Consider the following 18,604-nt stretch of genomic DNA (forward strand, 5'->3'; position numbering starts at 1 on the left):
TTCGATATCCAGCGCAAAGCATTTTGGCGCGACGGAGCGATGACGAGATTGCGTTTGCGCAAAGAATTTTATGAAATACTTTGCGCCCGCAGAGGTGACCTGACGCTGACGGGTGGATGTTGCACAAGATCGCGGACACCGCCGGCATGGCGCCGGCGGTGTCCCCTGGGCTTACCAGAAGATCACGCGGTCCTTCGGCTCCAGGTACATCTTGTCGCCCGGCTTGACCTCGAAGGCTTCGTAGAAGCCCGGGTGGTTGCGCAGGCTGCCGTTGACGCGGTATTCCGCCGGCGAGTGCGGATCGGACTTGACCTGCGAGATCAGGGCCGCATCGCGCGCCTTGCCCTTGCGTGCCTGCGACAGGCCCATGAACAGGCGCTGTTCGGCGGTGAAGCCGTCGATCACCGGGCCCGGCTTGCCCTTCAGGTAGATCTTGTAGGCGCGGCTGGCCATGATGGCGCCGGCGTTGTCGGCGATGTTCTCGCCCAGGGTCAGCTCACCGTTCAGGCTATAGCCCGGCAGCGGGCTGTAGCCGGCGTACTGCTCCACCAGCACTTTGCCGCGCGCCGCGAACTGCTTCGCGTCTTCTTCGGTCCACCAGTTACGCAGGTTGCCGTCGCCGTCGTACTGCGAACCCTTGTCGTCGAAGGCATGGCTGATCTCGTGGCCGATCGAGATGCCGACCGAGCCGTAGTTGACGGCCGGTTCGGCGTTCGCGTCGTACAGCGGATACTGCAGGCGCGCCGCCGGGAACACGACTTCGTTCAGGGTCGGGCTGTAATAGGCATTGACGGTCTGCGGCGACATGCTCCAGACGGCGCGGTCGACCGGCTTGCCGAGGCGCTTGAACATGTAGGCATGGCCGAACTCACGCGAGCGCATCACGTTGCCGACCAGGTCGCCGCGCACGATCTTCAGGCCCGAGTAATCGCGCCACTTGTCCGGGTAGCCGATCTTGACGTTGATCTTGGAGAGCTTGATCTGCGCCTGCTTCTTGGTTTCCGGCGACATCCACTCCAGCTGCTCGATGCCTTCGCCGAAAGCGGTGATGAAGTTCTTCGCCATGTCCAGCACCTGCTGCTTGCGCTCGGCCGGGAAGTGCTGCGCCACGTAGGCCTTGCCCACCACTTCGCTCAGGTTGCGGTTGATCTCGGCGATGGCGCGCTTCTCGACCGGGCGGTTGACCTTGGTGCCGCCCAGCACGCTGCCGCGGAAGGCGAAGCCCTCGTCCACGAAGGGCTGCGACAGGTAGGGCGCGTAGGCGCTCAGCAGGCGGAATTCGAAGTAAGGCTTCCAGGTGTCGAGCGGGGTCGCCGCGATCAGCTTGCTAAGGGCGGCCACGTAGCTCGGCTGGCTGACGATGACGGCGTCCACCTTGCCGGCCGCGCCCACGCCCTTCAGGTAGGCGTCCCAGTCGATGCCGGGCGCCAGCGTGCGCAGCTGGGCCAGGGTGTGCTTGTTGTAGCGCTTGACCGGGTCGCGGTTCTCGACCGCGCTCCACTGGGCGCGTGCGATTTCGGTTTCCAGCGCCACGATGCGCTCGGCCTTGGCGGCGGCGTCCTGGTGGCCGGCCAGGCTCAGCATCTTGGCGATGTGCTCCTGGTACTTGGCGCGGATCTCCTTCAGGCGCGCCTCGTCCTGCAGGTAGTAGTCGCGGTTGGGCATGCCCAGGCCCGACTGCGCGATGCCGAGGATGTAGCGGGTCGAATCCTTGTTGTCCTGGCCGACGCCCATGCCGAGCGGGCCGCCGACGTCGATGCGCTCGAAGCGCGCCATCAGCACGGCCATGGCGCGCTTGTCCTTCAGCGCGTTGATGCGGGCCAGTTCCGCCTTCAGCGGGGCCAGGCCGAGTTCATTGCGACGCTTCTCGTCCACGTAGCTGGTGTAGAAGTCGCCCATCTTCTGGGCTTCCGAGCCGGCCTTGGCGTCCTTCTGTGCCGCGGCTGCGCCGATGATGGCGCTGATCTGCCCCTCGACGCGCTCCTGGGCGATGTTGAAGGCGCCCCAGCTGGAACGGTCCGAGGGGATGTCGACCTCCTTCAGCCATTTGCCCTGGGTGTAGCGGAAGAAATCGTCCTGTGCGCGCACGCCGCGGTCCATGGCCGTGACTTCGATGCCGGATACCGCGCCTGCCGCCGCCGGCGCCACGGTCTTGGCCGCCGCGCCATCGTGGGCGCCGGCATGGGACGCGACGGCGAACAGCCCCGCGATCAAAGTGCTGCACAGGCTAGGCTTCATGTCTCTCTCCAGATCAGATTGTTGATGTTGATAACCGAACGATCCTAATCCAACTGGATGAGCTACGCCAAGGCCATTTTTGTATGCATGTTGTTTCAACGGCGCCCGTCAATACAGGGCCGCGCTCACTTGCCGCGCACGACCTGCAGCTTGACCTTCTTGCCCTGGCGGTAGGTGTACAGGGTCATCGCGGCATTGCGCAGGTCTCCTTTCGGGTCGAAGGCGATGGAGCCGGTGACGCCCTCGTGCCGGATCGCCGCCAGCGCCGGCAGGAAGCGCGCCGGCTCGGTCGACCCGGCCTGCTGCATGGCGGCGGCGAATACCATGACCGCATCGTAGGCATAAGGCGCATAGGTCTCCACCGGCGTGCCGTAGCGCTGGCGGAAACGCTCGGTGAAGGCGGTGAACCTGGCTTCCTGGGCGCCGCTGACGCCGCCCGCGACCGCGCAGAAGACCTTGTCGTCGCCCAGCGCGTCGCCGGCCAGCAGCGGCAGCTTTTCGGAGCAGACGCCGTCGCCGGCGACTAAGGTCGCCTGCAGGCCCAGGGTCTTCATCTGCTTGAGCATGGGACCGGCCACCGCATCCATGCCGCCATAGAAGATCACGTCCGGCTTGTGGCCGCGGATCTGGGTCAGGATGGCGCTGAAGTCGGTCGCCTTGTCATGGGTGAACTGGCGGCTGACGATGGTGGCGCCGCCCGTGCTGCGCACTGCGCGCGCGAACTGGTCAGCCAGGCCCTGGCCGAAGGCGGTGCGGTCGTCGATCACGGCGATCTTTTTCGCCTTGAGCGCGCCGAGCGCATGGCGCGCCAAGGTGCTGCCGATCAGGTTGTCGTTGGCCACCACCCGGAACGCGGTCTTGTAGCCCTGGTTGGTGTAGACCGGCGTGGTGGCGGCCGGCGAGATCTGCGGAATGCCGGCGCTGGCATAGATCTTCGAGGCCGGCACGGTCGGCCCCGAATTCAGGTGGCCCACCACGGCCGCCACGCGCGCGTCGACCAGCTTCTGGGCCACCGCCGTTCCGGTCTTCGGGTCGCTGGCATCGTCCTCGGGCTGCAGTACCCACTTGATCTTCCTGCCGCCGATCGCGATGCCTTTGGCGTTCAGGTCGTCGATGGCCATGCGGGCGCCGTTCTCGATGTCCTTGCCCTGGTGGGCGCCGGGGCCGGACAGCGGCGAGGCGGTACCGATCCTGACTTCGGTTTGCGCTTTGGCCGGCGTGGCGGCGAGCAGGACGGAGGATGCGAGGACGGACAGGACGGCGGCAGAACGCATGGCGGGCTTTCTCGATGGGATGCCATCGATTGTACTGCCGTGTTGGGGCAGCACCAACCGCCATGCATTACCTTCTTAATGGAGTACGTCAGGCGTGCGCTTGATGATGACGGCTTCCAGGTATTCGGCCGGCACCACCAGCGAATTGTCGCCCGCCGTGTTGGCGCCTTCGATCAGGGTGGTCAGGTCCTGCTCCAGCGCCAGCCGGCCGGCCGGGTCGAGGGCCGCGAAGGCCTTGTGCACCGGTCCGTAATAGTCGCGGAAGACCTGGATCATGTGCGCCGCCGAGGCATAACGGAAATTGAAGATCTTCGGCTGGGCGCGGATGCTGACCGCCGCGTCGCCGAACAGCTGGCGCAGGTATTCTTCGCTGCCCCACATCACCGGCGAGACCAGTCCGGCGGGCGGCGGCACGTGGCGGCCCACTGTCTTGAACATCTGGCCGATGAAGCCGGACGGCGTCCAGTTGGCCATGCCGATGCGGCCGCCGGCGCGCACCACCCGCATCATCTCGCCGGCGCAGCGCGCATGGTCGGGCGCGAACATGACGCCGAAGGTGGACAGCGCGACGTCGAAGCTGGCGTCGTAGAACGGCAGCGCCTCGGCATCGGCCTCGCGGAAGGCGATCTCCAGGCCCTCGGCGGCAGCGCGCATGCGGCCCTTCTCGAGCAGGGCGGGAACGTAGTCGGTCGAGGTCACGCGCGCGAAGCGGCGCGCCGCGGCCAGCGTGGCATTGCCGTTGCCGGCCGCGATGTCGATCACGCGTTCGCCGGCGCGGATGTCGGCGGCTTCGGCGAGCGACTCGCCGACGATCTGCAGCGTGACCCCGATGATGGCGAAGTCGCCGCTTGCCCACGTGGCCTGCTGGCGCTGCTTGATGGCCGCATAATCGGGCCTGACGTCAGCGGGAAGCGGGGCGTCGGCTGGCTGGCGCGGCGTCGGTGTGGAAGTGCTGGGTTGGGTCATGACAGTCTCCTCGGAAATACCCGGTAGCGGGTGCATGCTTGGACCAACAGCGGAAAACAAGATTCGGCGGCGCCTTGCCTGGTCATTCAGCATAGGCCGCCAGCGGCGGAAGTCCAGCGCTGCCGCAGTCCCGCGCACGGCTGGGCGGCGTCGGTGCGCCGGGGTTCCGGAAGCGGCGATATACTGGACTTATAGCCTGATCGACATGCGGAGAAGCTTGCATGCGGTTAAGGACGACGCTAACGATTCATCACTGACAGGGGGTAGCATGCCAACAACCTGGATTCTTTCGGCCAACGCGGGCCGTGTACGGTTCTTCTCGGAGTCCGATCCAGCCGAGCCATTGCAGGAAATCGAAGACATGGTCAGTTCCGCTGCGCAACTGCGCACGGTGGATACCGAGACCGACCGGCTCGGCCCGACCGCTGCCGCAGGCAGCCGCCACAACATCGGCGGCAATGAGGGCGCCGGCATGGCCCACAACGCCAAGGCGGGTGCACCGAACAAGCAGTACCAGCCGGCACAGACACCCGACCAGCACGCGGCCGACCTGTTCGCGAAGGACGTCGCGACCTACCTGCTGAAGGGGCATAACGAGGGCCGCTTCCAGCAGCTGGTCATCTCGGCCTCGCCGGATTTCCTGGGCGTACTGCGCACCAAGCTCGATCCGCAGGTCCAGAAACTGGTCAAGGCCGAATTCAACAAGGACTATACGCACTCCAGCCCGCAGCAACTGCGCGAGCAGTTGCAGGCCCACCAGGCCAAGCTCGCCGAATAAGCGGGCGCCGAAAGACGTACGAACGCCAGCCGCGGCTGGCGTTTTTTCTTAGTGCGCCCCAGCGCGCTGCAAGGCGGCTTCCTGCACGCAGATCTGGTTGCGCCCGCCCTGCTTCGCCACATACAGCATCGCATCCGCGCGCAGGAACAGTTCGTTCTCGCTGCGGTAGTCCGGATAAGCCGCCACCCCGCCGCTGAAGGAGAAATGGCGCAGGTCGCCGGGTCCGACCTCGAAGGGGATCGCGCAGAAGGCCTGGCGCATGGCGTCCAGCCGGCGCCTGCCCTGTTCCAAGGTGCAATCCCAGAACACGACCACGAATTCCTCGCCGCCGAAACGGCTGAGCAGGTCGCACTCGGCCAGCTGCGCCGCCAGGCTCAGGGACAGGCGCTTGATCACGATGTCGCCGAAGTGATGTCCCCAGGTGTCGTTGATGGTCTTGAACTTGTCGATGTCGATGATGCCGAAAGCCAGCGGGCAGCCTTCCTGGGCCGCGCGCCGGATCAGGTCCTGCGCCTTCTTCTGCAGGCCGACCTTGTTGAGCAGGCCGGTGGCACGGTCCTTCCCGATCAGGTCCTTGTTGATGCGGATCTTGTTGGCGCGGTTCACCAGCTGGGCTTCCAGCAGCCCGGGCTCGCAGCTGGCCAGCACGGTGTCGAATCCGTCGGCCAGCGCGCGCCGGGTCAGTGCGGCATCCGGCCGGCACTGCAGCAGCATGATCTCGCGCACCGGGTCGGCTTCGATGTTCTTCTGCAAGACGCGGACGATGGCCTCGGTACGCGCATATTCGCCGTCGCTCACCAGCACCAGGTCGGGTTGCAGCTCCTTGACGCGCAGGTGCAGGGTCTGGGCATCCGCATGCCGGATCACCTCGATGCCGCGCACCAGGAGCGCCGCATCGTCCAGCCCGGCCACCTCGCCGAGCACCACCATGCGCACCAGGTCGCCGCGTTTCTTCTGCACGAACAGCTTGAACAACTTGTCGACGAACACGTCGTTGGCGATCGGCTTTTCGGCGTAGGCCAGGCAGTTGCTGTCGACCAGGCGCTGCTGCAGCAGGAAACGGCTGCCCTGGCGCGCGCTCTGCAGGTAGACGTAGCTGTGGTCGGAAGGCAGGCGCTGCAGCAGCTCGCCCAGCATCAGGGTGCGGCGCCCGTCCGGCATGTCGGCCTGCATGTTGTGCAGGGCGTCGAGGTCGATCACGTACAGGTTGTCGCCCTGGTCCCGGGCCACCGCTTCGACGAAGGCCGAGACCTCGTCGAAGAACAGGATGTCGAAGTCGTATTTGTGGGCATGCAGGAGCAGCTCGGCCCGGTTGTCCTTGATGAAGAAACTCTGCGATAACAGGAGAACGTGGTTTCTGTACAGCGGCATGGCGTGCGTCATGGTTACTCGACTTCCTTGCTGGATGCGCAGTGCTGACTCGATGCCCAAATGTTATATTTATGGCAGGAATCTCATTGTCTCGTTGTCTGCCCCAAAAGGCAAATGCTTTGATCTTTGACGCGGCGCAAATCTGGCCTAGACTGGAGTGGGCCTTCTTGAAACCAGAAGCCCAAAACCGGCATCAAAGCCCAATGCCGGTAACCCCCTAAGCCGGATGGGAGAGAACGATGAGATCCGTACGCATCTTCACGGCAGTCGGGGCGGCAGCGCTTGCGGCCGTGCTTGCAGCCCTGTTTTCCGCCCATCCTCCGGCCGCCGCCGATTCCAGGCAAGCCTTCGATCCCCTGTTCGCCCCCGGCGCCACCTGCACGCCGGCGCGTCCCGGACGTCCGCCGCTGCTCGATCGCCTCGTGCTGGCACAGGCAGAGACTGCGCCGTTCAGGCCGGGCCAGATCGTGCCGCCGCCCAAGGGTAGTGTGCAGAAAGCCGATGCGGCGCCGCCCCTGTATGCCAACCTCGGCAACCTGCATATTCCCGTCACGACCGCCAGCAAGCGCGCCCAGGCCTATTTCGACCAGGGCATGCGCCTCACCTTCTCCTTCAACCACGCCGAGGCGGCACGCGCCTTCCGCGCGGCGCAGCAGCACGATCCAGGCTGCGCCATGTGCCATTGGGGCGAGGCGCTGGTGCTCGGCCCGAATATCAATGCGCCCATGTTCCCGGAAGCCGCCGGGCCGGCAGCCGCCGCGGCCGCGAAGGCGGTGTCGCTGGCAGGCAAGTCCACGCCGCCCGAACAGGCCCTGATCCGTGCCGTCGCCCGCCGCTACCAGCCGGAGCCGCCCGCCGACCGCGCTCCCCTCGACAAGGCCTACGCCGATGCCATGGCCGAGGCGGCGCGCAGCTTCCCCAACAACGACACCATCCAGGTACTGTATGCGGAAGCGCTGATGGACCTGTCGCCCTGGGACTACTGGCAGGCCGGCGGCGCCGAGCCCAAGAACCGCACCGCCGACCTGGTGGCCGCCCTCGAACGCGTGCTGGAACGCAATCCCAGCCATGCGGGCGCGGCCCACTACTACATCCATGCGGTCGAGGCATCCTCCCATCCGGAGCGGGCGCTGCCGGCCGCCAGGATACTTGCGCGCCAGATTCCCGGCGCCGGCCACGTCGTGCACATGCCCTCCCACATCTACTACCGGCTCGGCATGTACCGCGAGGCGCTGCAGTCCAACCTCGATGCGATCGCCGTCGACGAGCAGTACTTCGGGCGCTCGCCGAGCGACCCGGTCTACCGCGGCGCCTACTACCCGCACAACATCCACTTCGTCATGGTGTCGGCCCTGATGGGCGGCGACGGCCGCACCGCGCTCGAGGCAGCCGGCAAGCTCGACAAGTCGATCAGCCCCGAACTGCTGAAGGGCTTCCCCAGCCTGCAGCCGGTCAAGGCCGCGCCCTATTTCTCGCATGTGCAGTTCAGTTCGCCGGACACCCTGCTGGCCCTGCCGGACCCCGGACCCGACTTCGTGCTGGTCAGGGCGATGTGGCACTATGCCCGCGCCGTCGGCTTCGCGCGCAAGGGCATGCATGCCGAAGGCAGCCACGAACTCGCGGCGCTCGAGCGCCTCGAGCGCACTGCCGACTTCAAGCCGATCGCGGAATGGAACATCCCGGCGCGCGAGATCGTGCAGACCGCGCGCGCGGTCGCACGCGGACGCCTGGCCGATGCGCGCGGCAATATGCCCGAGGCCGTAGCGGCCTACCGCGAAGCGATCGCGGTGCAGGACGGCCTGCCCTATATGGAACCGCCCTACTGGTACTACCCGGTACGCCAGTCGCTGGGCGCGGCACTGCTGCGCACCGGCCAGCTGGATGCGGCGGAACAGGTGTTCCGCGAGTCGCTCGCCCGCATACCAAGCAACGGCTGGGCTTTGCGCGGCCTGATCGAGATCTACCAGCAGCGGGGAGACGCTCCCGCGCTGGCGGCGGCCCGCAAGCGCTTCGAGACGACCTGGCTGGGTGACCCGGGCGGCCCGCCGCTGACACGGCTGTAGTGGATTGTTACAGCGGGGCGCTTTGCAGCTGTTTGCGGCGCTGCTATAGTGGACGTTCGCGACAGATGCGTCATCCTGCTGTCCTGCCTCAAACAATCGAGAAAAGCGCTGACCTGTGGTCGGCGTTTTTGCTTTTGGGGCCGGCTTGATTTCCTGTCAATGTCCTTTCATTCAGCTTTGCCACCGGGTGCGATGACGCAGCGCCCGGCATCCGCTACATTTGAATGGCCGCGGCTCCCGCGGCCGGAGATTGATCTTGCTACCGAAAATCCTGACTCTGCCATGCCAGATGCGCGGCATTGGGCCCCTGCTGCTGGCGCTGGCCGGCGCCTGGCCCGGCATGGCATTGGCCCTGCCGGCGCCTGCCTATGGCGCCGAGCAATTGACCACCTTGATAAATGGCTACCGCAAAGCCCCGGGCAGCTGCCTGGGCCGCAGCGCTGCCCCGGTCGAGGCGCTGGCGCCGCACCCGGCGCTGGCGCGGGTGCGCATCGGGCCGGCCACCTTCATCGAAGCGGCGCTCGAGCAAGCCGGCTTTGCCGCCGAGCGCGCCGTGAGCGTCAGCGTGAGCGGTCCCCAAACGCCGGCGGAGGCAATGGCCGTGCTGCAGGAAAAATACTGCGCGACCCTGCTCGATACCCGCTTCTCGACGGTCGGCAGCTACCGCAGCGGTGACGAATGGACCGTCATCCTGGCCAAGGCGGCGCCGCCGCTGCCTTCCGATACCTTTCCGGACTGGCACGAGGCCGGCAAGGCCATCCTGGCCGGCGTGAATGCGGCGCGCGCCAGCGCCCGCAGCTGCGGCAGGCAGCAGTTCGCGGCCGCGCCGCCGGTCAGCTGGAATCCGCGGCTGGGTGAAGCCGCGCTGGCGCACAGCCGCGACATGGCGGCGCGCCGCTACTTCAGCCACCGGGCCAAGGACGGCAGCCAGCCGGCCGACCGCGCCGCGCGCGCCGGTTATGCCTGGCAGCGGGTTGGCGAGAACATCGCCTTCGGCCAGAGCACGCCCGACGAGGCCGTGGCCGGCTGGCTCGACAGTCCAGGGCACTGCGCCAACATCATGAATCCCAGCTTTACCGAGATGGGCGCGGCCTACGGCGTGGCTGCAGAAAAGCGCAGCGGCATCGTGTACTGGACCCAGGTGTTCGGCCGCCCGCGCTGATCTACGCGCCCTGCAAGGGAAGCAAGCTCAGGAAGTGGACGCACCGCCCCCGCCGCCCTGTTTGCCGGGGTTCGGCTTTGCACCACTGCTGGGGTCGCCGCCAGCCACCGACGTGCCGTGCCCCGAGGAGGTGCCGATTCCGGTCCGGGTGTCGTCCGCCGAGGCGGCTTCACCCATCGCATTGCCGCCGGCCGAGGCGCCCGCCGCCGGGCTGCCGCCGCCACCGAAGGAGCCGCCCGGCGAGCCCGGCATGCCTTGCGCTCCCCCCTGCTCCCGCATGCCGGCGCCGCCCGGTCCCCGGCTTCCGGACTGCGCCGCCGCTGCCGAGGCATCGGTGCCGCCGGCCGCGCCGACGATCTCCGATCCGGTCGGTCCGCCCTGTGCGCCCACCGGCCGGGCGCCGCCCTCCGCCAGCGTGTCGCTGCGCGTGGCCTGCCGGCTGCTTCCCTGTGTGGACTGCCCACCCTGTCCCTGCTTGTCGCGTTCCTGGTCGGTCATCGATTCCTCCTGTTGAGCATTGGTGTTTCCGATGGCGCGGACGGCCGGTCCGGCCGCCCGCCGGTCGGAATATTCTGCCCAAGTTCCGGGTTCAAGGGCGTCCGCAAGGATGTCCCATTCCTGTCCCGGCAGCGTGGGCCTGGAGCGGCGAAGCGGACGCACGGGAAAACCCGGTTTGGATAGACTGGCGCGGCAGTCCGCGCGCGGCGGACCTGCTTAAGCACAGGGAACCCATGCAACCGAACCTCGGCCTCGTCTGCATTACCGCGTCGAAAGACGTCCGCTACCGCACGGTCACGCGCAAGCGCCTGCTCGAGCATAGCCTCGACGCCCAGCGCAAGCTGCTCGAAGACCTGTACCGCGACAACATCCAGACCCTGGACAAGGCGCTGCGCTACTGCGAGGCCGAGGGCATCCGCCTGTACCGCCTGCCCTCCTCGATCTTTCCGTTTGCCGACGAGGACATCGGCCGCGAGGTGCTGGCGCCCTTTGCCGCGACCCTGGGACGCTCGGGCCGGCGTGCGACCGAACGCGGCATCCGGCTGGTGATGCACCCGGACCAGTTCGTGGTGCTGAGTTCGGATTCGGAAGGGGTGGTGGCGAACAGCGTCAAGATCCTGCAAATGCACGCCGACATCATGGACCTGCTCGAGCAGCCACGTTCTTCCTGGGCCCTGCTCGAGATCCACGGCGGCAAGGGCAATCGCGCCGACGCGCTGGTCGAGCGCATCGCCCTGCTTCCCGACGCCATCCGCTGCCGCCTGGGGCTGGAGAATGACGAGTATGCCTATGGCGCGGAAGAGATCTACGAGATCTGCATGCGCGCCGGCGTGCCGATGGTGTTCGACGCCCACCACCACGTGGTACATGACAAGCTGTCGAGCTACGAGGATCCCAGCGTGGGAGACATGCTGCTGAAGGCGCGCGCCACCTGGGCCAATCCCGCGCATCAGCTGGTGCACATTTCGAACGGACGCGAAGGTTTCAATGACCGCCAACATGCCGACCTGATCGAGGTGATGCCCTCGTCCTACCTGAGCGCGCCCTATATCGAGATCGAGGCCAAGCTCAAGGAAGAAGCAATCCGTGGATTGCGCGCCTGGTCGGCATCCGCCGCTATTTAAGCTTGGACGTGACCCTGTCGAGCCAGGGCTCGATCACCGCGAGCAGCGCTTGCGGCGCCTCGATCGGCAGCATGTGGCCACTGTCCTCGATCAGGGCGAACTCCGCACCCGGGATCCCGGCATGCATCTCTTCCGCCTCCTCGCGCGAACGCAGCCGGTCCTGTCCCGCCGCGACGACCAGGGTCGGGCAGCGGATCTCGTGCAGCCGCTCGCGGTCACTGGTGCGCACGATCGCGGACTGGCGGCGGAACACCTCGCCGCCCAGGCGCACGCCCATGGCGCGCACGCGTTCGATCAAGGCCTCGTTGGCGGCCTCTTTCGGGTGCAGCGAGGTGGCGATCGCGGTCTTGCTCAGGCCCGAGAACGAGACCGACGCCGCGGCCTTGCCGACCGTGCCGCGGCTCTGCCGCAACGATGGGGTATCGGCGCGGGTCGAGGTGGCGATCAGGACCAGCGCGCGCACGCGCTCGGGCGCCAGGCGTGCGATCTCGCGGGCGACGTAGCCGCCCATCGAAAAGCCGACCAGGATGAAGTGGGAGGGAGCGTCGGCCAGCGCGCGGCTGGCCATCGCTTCGATGGAGGAATCGTGGCGCAGGTCCGCGTGCGTGACCGGTCCGAACTTGCCGAGCGGCTGGAGCACGTCGTCCCAGAGCGTTTCGTCGGCCATGTAGCCGGGTACGAGCAGGATAGACATCGCGCCATGATAACGCAGCCGTTCCGTCACCCTGCGTCAGGTGTTGCGCGACTGGGCCTGCGAAACGTTGCTGCCCGGCGGGACGCTTTGCGTCAGCCATACGTTGCCGCCGATGGTCGAGCCGGCTCCCACCGTGATCCGTCCCAGTACCGTGGCGCCGGCGTAGATCACCACGTCGTCCTCGACGATCGGATGGCGCGGCGCGCCCTTGACCAGTGCGCCGCTGGCGTCCACCGGGAAGCGCTTGGCGCCCAGCGTTACCGCCTGGTACAGGCGCACGCGCTCGCCGATGATGGCGGTCTCGCCGATGACGACACCGGTGCCGTGATCGATGAAGAAGCTGCCGCCTATCCTGGCCGCCGGGTGGATGTCGATGCCGGTCAGCGAGTGCCCGATGTCGGCGACCAGGCGCGCCAGGAAAGGCACGCCGAGCCGGTGCAGGCAATGCGCCAGGCGGTGGTAGAGGATGGCGAGGGTGCCCGGATAGCACAGCATGATCTCGGCCACCGAACTGGCGGCCGGATCGCCCGCCAGCGCGGCCTGCACGTCCGACACCAGCAAGGCCCGGATCGCCGGCAGGCTGGCGGCAAACTCGCGCGTGATCGCGCGCGCCTGTTCGGACAGCGCCGCCTCGTCGGCATCCTCGAACTGGGGCGCAAAGCGCAGGGCGCGCCGCACTTGCCCGACCAACCGGTCGAGCGTGACGTTGAGCGTGTCGCCGACGAAGTAATCGATGCTTTCGTCGTTCAGGTCGGGCCGCCCGTAATGGGTCGGAAACAGCGCCGCCGAGACGCCGTTCACCACCTGGGCAAGGACTTCGCGCGAAGGCAGCTCGCGCACCCGGCCCTGGTGGCGGATGTTATGGGTCGATTCGCGCGAGGTGCGCAGCGCATCGATGATCGGGCCCAGGTGCCATTGCACGGAGCCGGAGGAGGTCGGGAAATCGCTGTTCATGTGCCGAGCCTACCCGCTTTGGCGGCACTGGCCAACGACATAAATCAGGGATCGATATGCGGAAACCGTTGTGAAATAGTGGTCACGCATAAGTTGAGGAACTTCATTACTTCTGGTCCATATTTTGCTTTATGTTAACGAACTGCGGTCTGACCAAGCAGTCCAGCAGTCGATGTGCCGCCGGCTGCCCCATTTTGGGGCGGGCTGCACCAGCATGAACCCCTCTACCCACCCGGGAGCCGAAGTGTCCAGTGTCCGAGCCCAGCTGCGAACCGTGTTTGCGTTCGTCATCATCATTTCCTTTCTATCGACGGCGCTTGCCATCTGGCGCCTGCAGGTGATGTCCCAGGAAACCGAAGCGCTCACCCAGCGCCCGCTGGCAAAGGAGCGCCTGGCCTCGCAATGGCTGCTCAACACCTCGGTATCGGCCAAGCGCACCGCCGCGGTCGCGCGTTCGAGCGATGCCGAACTGGCCAAGGCCTTTGCGGCCGAGAGCACGGAATCGAGCCGGCGCACCAGCGCACTGCAGAACAGGATCGGCGAACTGCTCGACACGCCGGAAGAACAGGCACTGTTCGCCGCCATCGGCGAGGCGCGCGGGCGCTACATCGACACCCGCGACCGGGTCATGAAGCTGAAGACGGACGGCCAGGCTGCCGAGGCCATGGCTCAGTATGAACGCGAGTTCGTGCCGGCCACCCAGCACTACCTGGACCAGGTCTCCGCGCTGCAGGCCCTGCAGCACCATGCCATCGACGCCATGGCGAAGCAGGTGCTGGAGGGCGCGCACGCCAGCACCACCATGCTGGTCACCCTGTGCCTGCTGACCCTCGCCGGCAGCATCGCCGCCTCCATGCTGTTTGCGCGCGCGCTGTTCCGGCGCCTGGGCGGCGAACCGGCGGAGGCGGCGCGCGTGGCCGGCGAAATCGCCGCCGGCAAGCTCGACGTCCGGATCGCGCTGCGGCCGGGCGACCAGGGCAGCCTGCTGCATGCCCTGCAAGGCATGCGCGACAGCCTGGCGCAGATCGTCGGCCAGGTGCGCGACGGCACCGCCACCATCGGCGCCTCGGTGGAGGCGATGGCGAGCGAAGCGCAGGAGCTGTCGCGCCGCACCGAGAGCCAGGCCGCCGCGCTGGAACAGACCGCGTCCTCGATGAACGAGCTGGCACACGCGGTCCAGCACAGCGCGGCCAGCGCCGACGAAGCGAACGGGCTCGCGGTGGCCGCATCGACGGTGGCCCAGCAGGGCGGCGCGATGGTGGGGCAACTGGTGCAGACCATGGGTTCGATCAACGCCTCGTCGGCGCGCATCGTCGACATCACCGGCGTCATCGACGGCATCGCCTTCCAGACCAATATCCTGGCCCTGAACGCCGCGGTGGAAGCGGCGCGCGCCGGCGAGCAGGGCCGCGGCTTCGCCGTGGTGGCCGGCGAAGTGCGCAACCTGGCGCAGCGTTCGGCGGCTGCGGCCAAGGAAATCAAGGAACTGATCGACGATTCGACCCGCCGCGTCTCGCAGGGCGCCGACCTGGCCGGCCGCGCCGGTGCGACCATGACCGGCATCGTCGAGAGCATCGGCCGGGTGACCGCGATCATGGGCGAGATCGTCGATTCGAGCAAGGAACAGGCCAGCGGCATCCAGCAGGTACACCGCGCAGTGGCGGACATGGACCAGGGCACCCAGCAGAACGCGACCCTGGTGGAAGAATCGGCGGCTGCGACCGAGTCGATGAAGGAGCAGGCGGCGCGCCTGAGCCAGCTGGTGGCGGTCTTCAGGCTCGCCGAGCGGCCGCTGCGCAAGCCCACGGCGCCTTCCGTCAGGCGCGCAGTCCCGGCAGTGACGGAAAGGCGCGTCCAGCCGGCTCGCCCTGCCCCGTCCACGCCCGTCGAGCGCAAGGCGGCCGAAGAAGCTTGGGAAGAGTTCTAGGCCTGCTTGCCGGCCCGGCGATTCTGAAGCACCATGACATACCCCTACCTTTCTTGAGTCCTGCATGAACCTGCCTTCCCACCAGCTGTCGATGACGGTCCTGATGACCCCGGACACGGCCAACTTCTCCGGTAACGTCCACGGCGGCACCATTCTCAAGCTGCTCGACCAGGTCGCCTATGCCTGCGCCAGCCGCTATGCCGGCCGCTACGTGGTGACGATGAGCGTGGACCAGGTCACCTTCCGCCAGCCGATCCACGTCGGCGAGCTGGTGACCTTCCTCGCCTCGGTGAACTACGCGGGGCGCAGCTCCATGGAAATCGGCATCAAGGTGATCGCCGAGGACATCCGCTCGCAGGCGGTGCGCCACGTGAACAGCTGCTTCTTCACGATGGTCGCGGTGGACGACGACCGCAAGCCGGTCGCGGTGCCGCCGCTGCAGCCGTCGACGGAAGAGGAGCAGCGCCGCTTCGAGGAAGCCAAGGGCCGCAAGGACGCCCGGCTGGCGCTCGAACGCCGGCATGCCGAGCGCGCCGCCGCGCGTTCCTGATCGCGGCGACAGCATTCCTGCCGTGCGTCGGCATGCGCCGGGCGCGGCTACCATCTGGGCTCGACCATTTCCGGAAGCGCGCATGAAGACCGTCCTGCTTGCATCCTTGTTGCCCCTGCTGCTGTTATCAGCGCCGCCGTCCCGCGCGGCCGGCCAGGAAGCTGGCGGCGCCAGGCCGCTTGCCACCATCCCCTCGCTCGACGCCAAGCGCTACATGGGAACGTGGTACGAGATCGCGAAGTTCCCCAACGATTTCCAGAAGAAGTGTGCCGGCTTCACGACCGCCACCTACAGCCTGCGCGAGGACGGCCGCGTCGACGTGGTGAACCGCTGCCGGCGCGCCGACGGCAGTACCGACACGGCCAGTGGCGTGGCGCGCCAGCTGGGCGGCGCCACCTCGCCGAAGCTGGAAGTGCGCTTCGCACCGGCCATCCTGTCCTGGCTGCCGATGGTCTGGGGCGACTACTGGGTGATCGACCTCGATCCGGCGTATCAGCTGGCCGCCGTCAGCGAGCCGAAGCGCGAATACCTGTGGATCCTGTCGCGCACCCCGAAGGTCGATCCGGCCGCCTATGACGCCCTGCTGGGCCGGCTGCGGGCCCAGGGCCTGGACATGAACCGGCTGGCGCCGACAAAACAGGCAGAGTGAACAGCGCCGGCCGGTTCAGAGCGTCTAACAAAACCCCGAGGGCAAGGCGCATCGCCGCAGCGGCGGACCGCGAAGACAGTACGCTAGTACGGCGAGACGATGCAACGCAGCCATCGGGGAATTGTCAGGCGCTCTTAGCGGAAGCACTACCGCAGAGCCAAGCCTTGTGCTAGAATGCGAGCCCTTGGCCTGGTAGCTCAGTTGGTAGAGCAGAGGATTGAAAATCCTTGTGTCGGTGGTTCGATTCCGCCCCGGGCCACCAAGAACATAGTTCACGCAACGCCAACCATCACAGGTTGGTGTTTTCGTTTGTGGATTTCACAGTTCTCGGCTCCGGTCTATTTCCGGTACGCCGCACCCCGCAAAAACAAGCCCGCAAACTCGCGACCAAATCGTCCGAGCGACCGCGCTCCCCGACGCGCCTGACATGTGGACGCACCGACCACTACCAATCGCTCGATTTGTCAAAGTCATCTTCCGATTGCCTTTGGTACCGGCAACGGCTGCCATGGCGACCTCGCCAGCACAAAGGAATTTAAGGGATGGCGTGCTCATTCGGCGGTCTAGTCGGCGATCAATGCTAGAAGTGGATGGTCTCGACAAACGCCTTGATCACGGCATCACAGGATGTAAGCGCTACGTCGCACTGGCTGTTGTGACGCGCAACATCCATCACATTCGGGAACATCCTGGCCGCTTCCCTACCGCGACTCAACTTTTTAATCTTCTTATCCAAGCCTTCAGATATTTTTTCACCCCATACCGCTCTAACAACCGGCCTATTGCGCCGCTAATGAGTAGCAAGTAGTAATGAGCACTTACTAAAATTCTATGACGAACTGTATCACGCAATAAATAGAGATCGACGAACTCTTTGCGATGGGTTGAGAACATCGACTTGTATTGCGCTTCTCCTGGTCCAAAATCGATTTCCTTGTAATTGCCAGACGAAAAAACATCCTCAATAATATGATAGAGCAGCACAGTTCCCGCAGATAAATTGGAGAACTCTGGTAGATATCCAACCGTATCATAAATTAATCGATCACCTTGCTGGCGACACCATGCAAAAGCGATAGCTCTACCAGAGTCCCGAAGGAGATATCCGCGTGCTTGCCCATTCCGTGCTAAATTTTTCATATGTTCAAGGAAGGCCTCGCTATCTGCCAACCCGGCATGAAGTAATTTTGTCTGGTATGTCTGCTTCGAAATGCGCAAAGCTTCTGAATAGAATTCAGAAATCGTCTCATAATCAACATATACTTCCCAACTAGGGAGTCCCTGTTGACGCTCCGCAAAACGTCGAACCGAGCGAGTCAAATTTTGACGAGACTTCGTAGAAAATTTATTCAAATACTCAGTGAAACTTCCACTCACCGATACATAATAAAGTACATCACGATACGGCACGTAACTGAGGAAAGATCCGTATTTTCCTAAGCCTGGCTCAAAGTTCTCAGCTGGTACTTTCCTGCAAAATGCACCATCATTCTCATCCCCCAACATTTCAGCAAGTACTTCGGGTGCCAAGGGCCAGCCTTCTTGCTCAAACCTTCTGGGGGTAAGTACTAATAGTTCAGGATACCAATTTCCAAGGACCAATTCTCCTAATAAGTACTTTAGACGGACTTTGGCTTTCCTCACCGACTCAAATTGAATTTCATTCACTTCTACACATTCCTAAAATCTTTAACAAAATGAGCGGCATATCATATTGATTGCTCGCTGCATCGGCCGGCAGCAGCGCTGCCGGATCTGAGGGATTTACAGGGTGGTCGAGAAAGCCATTCCGAGAAGCACAAAACGCGGTTTTTCGCCTGCAGTTTAAGGACAGGCGATTCAAGCGCACGAGCCGTCATATCGCGTCGGTGAACACGCCGTCGCGCCACGAAAATGAAGCATGGCGTGGCAACAAGCTGAAAAGACCTGAAAACCTTCCCCATGCGGCCACAATATCATGCCCCGTGCTGCCAGGAATTGTCAACACGTCAATCATTTCGGACCATCTGGTTCGCGGTTGCGTGCTGGCCGGCATGAGCGGAACTGACGGCGCTCGGCCGGGCCGTAAGTGCAGCTTGCGCGTAGTGAGCATCGTTGCGTGCTTCGTGATGGACCGGCCAATCTTGGTGAAGTCAGGGGCAATGCCCCCGGTGATCCACGTGCAGCCGAGATCAGGACGGGCCAAGCGCCCAGCTCACACAGCGAATGCACGCCCTGCATCACACCTTAAAGAATGAAGCCCGTCATCTGACGCGACAAACAACGTAAACTGCTGATCGTCGGGAGTGCCCGACTTCTTGGAAGCTGTACCCATCGCTGAAATCACGATATTGTTGAAAACAATATTGCAAACAGG

At 65.1% G+C, this 18,604-nt stretch carries 15 protein-coding genes and 1 tRNA gene; 8 read left to right on the top strand and 8 right to left on the bottom strand.

Translation table 11 applies throughout. The features are described 5' to 3' along the window. Positions 1-171: 171 nt before the first annotated feature. The 3 genes from ACSQ25_RS21450 to ACSQ25_RS21460 form a co-directional block, all read right to left on the bottom strand. Positions 172-2,238, bottom strand: a complete 2,067-nt coding sequence (locus tag ACSQ25_RS21450) for a M13 family metallopeptidase (RefSeq protein ID WP_436107671.1) — start codon at positions 2,236-2,238, stop codon at positions 172-174. Positions 2,239-2,363: 125 nt separating this feature from the next. Further along, positions 2,364-3,512 (bottom strand): branched-chain amino acid ABC transporter substrate-binding protein, encoded by a 1,149-nt coding sequence (locus ACSQ25_RS21455; RefSeq protein WP_436107672.1) that lies wholly within the window; start codon positions 3,510-3,512, stop codon positions 2,364-2,366. Between the two features lie 75 nt (positions 3,513-3,587). Continuing rightward, positions 3,588-4,478, bottom strand: a complete 891-nt coding sequence (locus ACSQ25_RS21460) for a class I SAM-dependent methyltransferase (protein WP_436107673.1) — start codon at positions 4,476-4,478, stop codon at positions 3,588-3,590. A 268-nt stretch (positions 4,479-4,746) separates the two neighbouring features. Here ACSQ25_RS21460 and ACSQ25_RS21465 point away from each other — a divergent pair, with 268 nt between their 5' ends. After that, positions 4,747-5,256, top strand: coding sequence for a host attachment protein (locus ACSQ25_RS21465; RefSeq protein WP_436107674.1), 510 nt, complete (start codon positions 4,747-4,749; stop codon positions 5,254-5,256). Positions 5,257-5,304: 48 nt separating this feature from the next. Here ACSQ25_RS21465 and ACSQ25_RS21470 read toward each other — a convergent pair whose 3' ends face one another. Next, complete coding sequence (locus ACSQ25_RS21470; protein ID WP_436107675.1) at positions 5,305-6,639, bottom strand: diguanylate cyclase; 1,335 nt, start codon at positions 6,637-6,639, stop codon at positions 5,305-5,307. A 227-nt stretch (positions 6,640-6,866) separates the two neighbouring features. Here ACSQ25_RS21470 and ACSQ25_RS21475 point away from each other — a divergent pair, with 227 nt between their 5' ends. After that, a complete protein-coding gene (locus tag ACSQ25_RS21475; RefSeq protein ID WP_436107676.1) occupies positions 6,867-8,690 on the top strand; it encodes a tetratricopeptide repeat protein in 1,824 nt (607 codons plus the stop codon). A 256-nt stretch (positions 8,691-8,946) separates the two neighbouring features. Beyond that, positions 8,947-9,852 (top strand): CAP domain-containing protein, encoded by a 906-nt coding sequence (locus ACSQ25_RS21480; protein ID WP_436107677.1) that lies wholly within the window; start codon positions 8,947-8,949, stop codon positions 9,850-9,852. A gap of 27 nt (positions 9,853-9,879) precedes the next feature. Here ACSQ25_RS21480 and ACSQ25_RS21485 read toward each other — a convergent pair whose 3' ends face one another. Then, complete coding sequence (locus ACSQ25_RS21485) at positions 9,880-10,350, bottom strand: hypothetical protein (RefSeq protein ID WP_436107678.1); 471 nt, start codon at positions 10,348-10,350, stop codon at positions 9,880-9,882. Positions 10,351-10,583: 233 nt separating this feature from the next. Here ACSQ25_RS21485 and uvsE point away from each other — a divergent pair, with 233 nt between their 5' ends. Continuing rightward, positions 10,584-11,474 carry a UV DNA damage repair endonuclease UvsE gene (uvsE, locus tag ACSQ25_RS21490; RefSeq protein WP_436107679.1) on the top strand — a complete coding sequence of 297 codons (891 nt, stop codon included), beginning with the start codon at positions 10,584-10,586 and terminating at the stop codon, positions 11,472-11,474. On the opposite strand, the gene ACSQ25_RS21495 is transcribed toward uvsE, so the two are convergent. Both ACSQ25_RS21495 and epsC read right to left on the bottom strand, forming a co-directional pair. Then, positions 11,467-12,168 (bottom strand): alpha/beta fold hydrolase, encoded by a 702-nt coding sequence (locus ACSQ25_RS21495; RefSeq protein ID WP_436107680.1) that lies wholly within the window; start codon positions 12,166-12,168, stop codon positions 11,467-11,469. The genes uvsE and ACSQ25_RS21495 overlap by 8 nt on opposite strands. A gap of 36 nt (positions 12,169-12,204) precedes the next feature. Continuing rightward, positions 12,205-13,122 (bottom strand): serine O-acetyltransferase EpsC, encoded by a 918-nt coding sequence (epsC, locus tag ACSQ25_RS21500; protein ID WP_436107681.1) that lies wholly within the window; start codon positions 13,120-13,122, stop codon positions 12,205-12,207. Between the two features lie 244 nt (positions 13,123-13,366). On the opposite strand from epsC, the gene ACSQ25_RS21505 reads away from it, so the two are divergent. The 4 genes from ACSQ25_RS21505 (at position 13,367) to ACSQ25_RS21520 (ending at position 16,510) form a co-directional block, all read left to right on the top strand. Beyond that, positions 13,367-15,049, top strand: a complete 1,683-nt coding sequence (locus tag ACSQ25_RS21505) for a methyl-accepting chemotaxis protein (RefSeq protein ID WP_436107682.1) — start codon at positions 13,367-13,369, stop codon at positions 15,047-15,049. A gap of 64 nt (positions 15,050-15,113) precedes the next feature. Next, on the top strand, positions 15,114-15,599 hold the full coding sequence (locus tag ACSQ25_RS21510; RefSeq protein WP_436107683.1) for an acyl-CoA thioesterase: 486 nt from the start codon (positions 15,114-15,116) through the stop codon (positions 15,597-15,599). A gap of 82 nt (positions 15,600-15,681) precedes the next feature. Continuing rightward, positions 15,682-16,248 (top strand): lipocalin family protein, encoded by a 567-nt coding sequence (locus tag ACSQ25_RS21515; RefSeq protein ID WP_436107684.1) that lies wholly within the window; start codon positions 15,682-15,684, stop codon positions 16,246-16,248. Between the two features lie 186 nt (positions 16,249-16,434). Then, positions 16,435-16,510: transfer RNA gene (locus ACSQ25_RS21520), tRNA-Phe, on the top strand. Between the two features lie 449 nt (positions 16,511-16,959). On the opposite strand, the gene ACSQ25_RS21525 is transcribed toward ACSQ25_RS21520, so the two are convergent. Next, positions 16,960-17,916 carry a GNAT family N-acetyltransferase gene (locus ACSQ25_RS21525; RefSeq protein ID WP_436107685.1) on the bottom strand — a complete coding sequence of 319 codons (957 nt, stop codon included), beginning with the start codon at positions 17,914-17,916 and terminating at the stop codon, positions 16,960-16,962. Positions 17,917-18,604 lie beyond the last annotated feature (688 nt).

Origin of the sequence: Massilia sp. LjRoot122 (genome assembly GCF_964252725.1) — a bacterium.
In the GTDB taxonomy this organism is placed as follows: domain Bacteria; phylum Pseudomonadota; class Gammaproteobacteria; order Burkholderiales; family Burkholderiaceae_D; genus Telluria.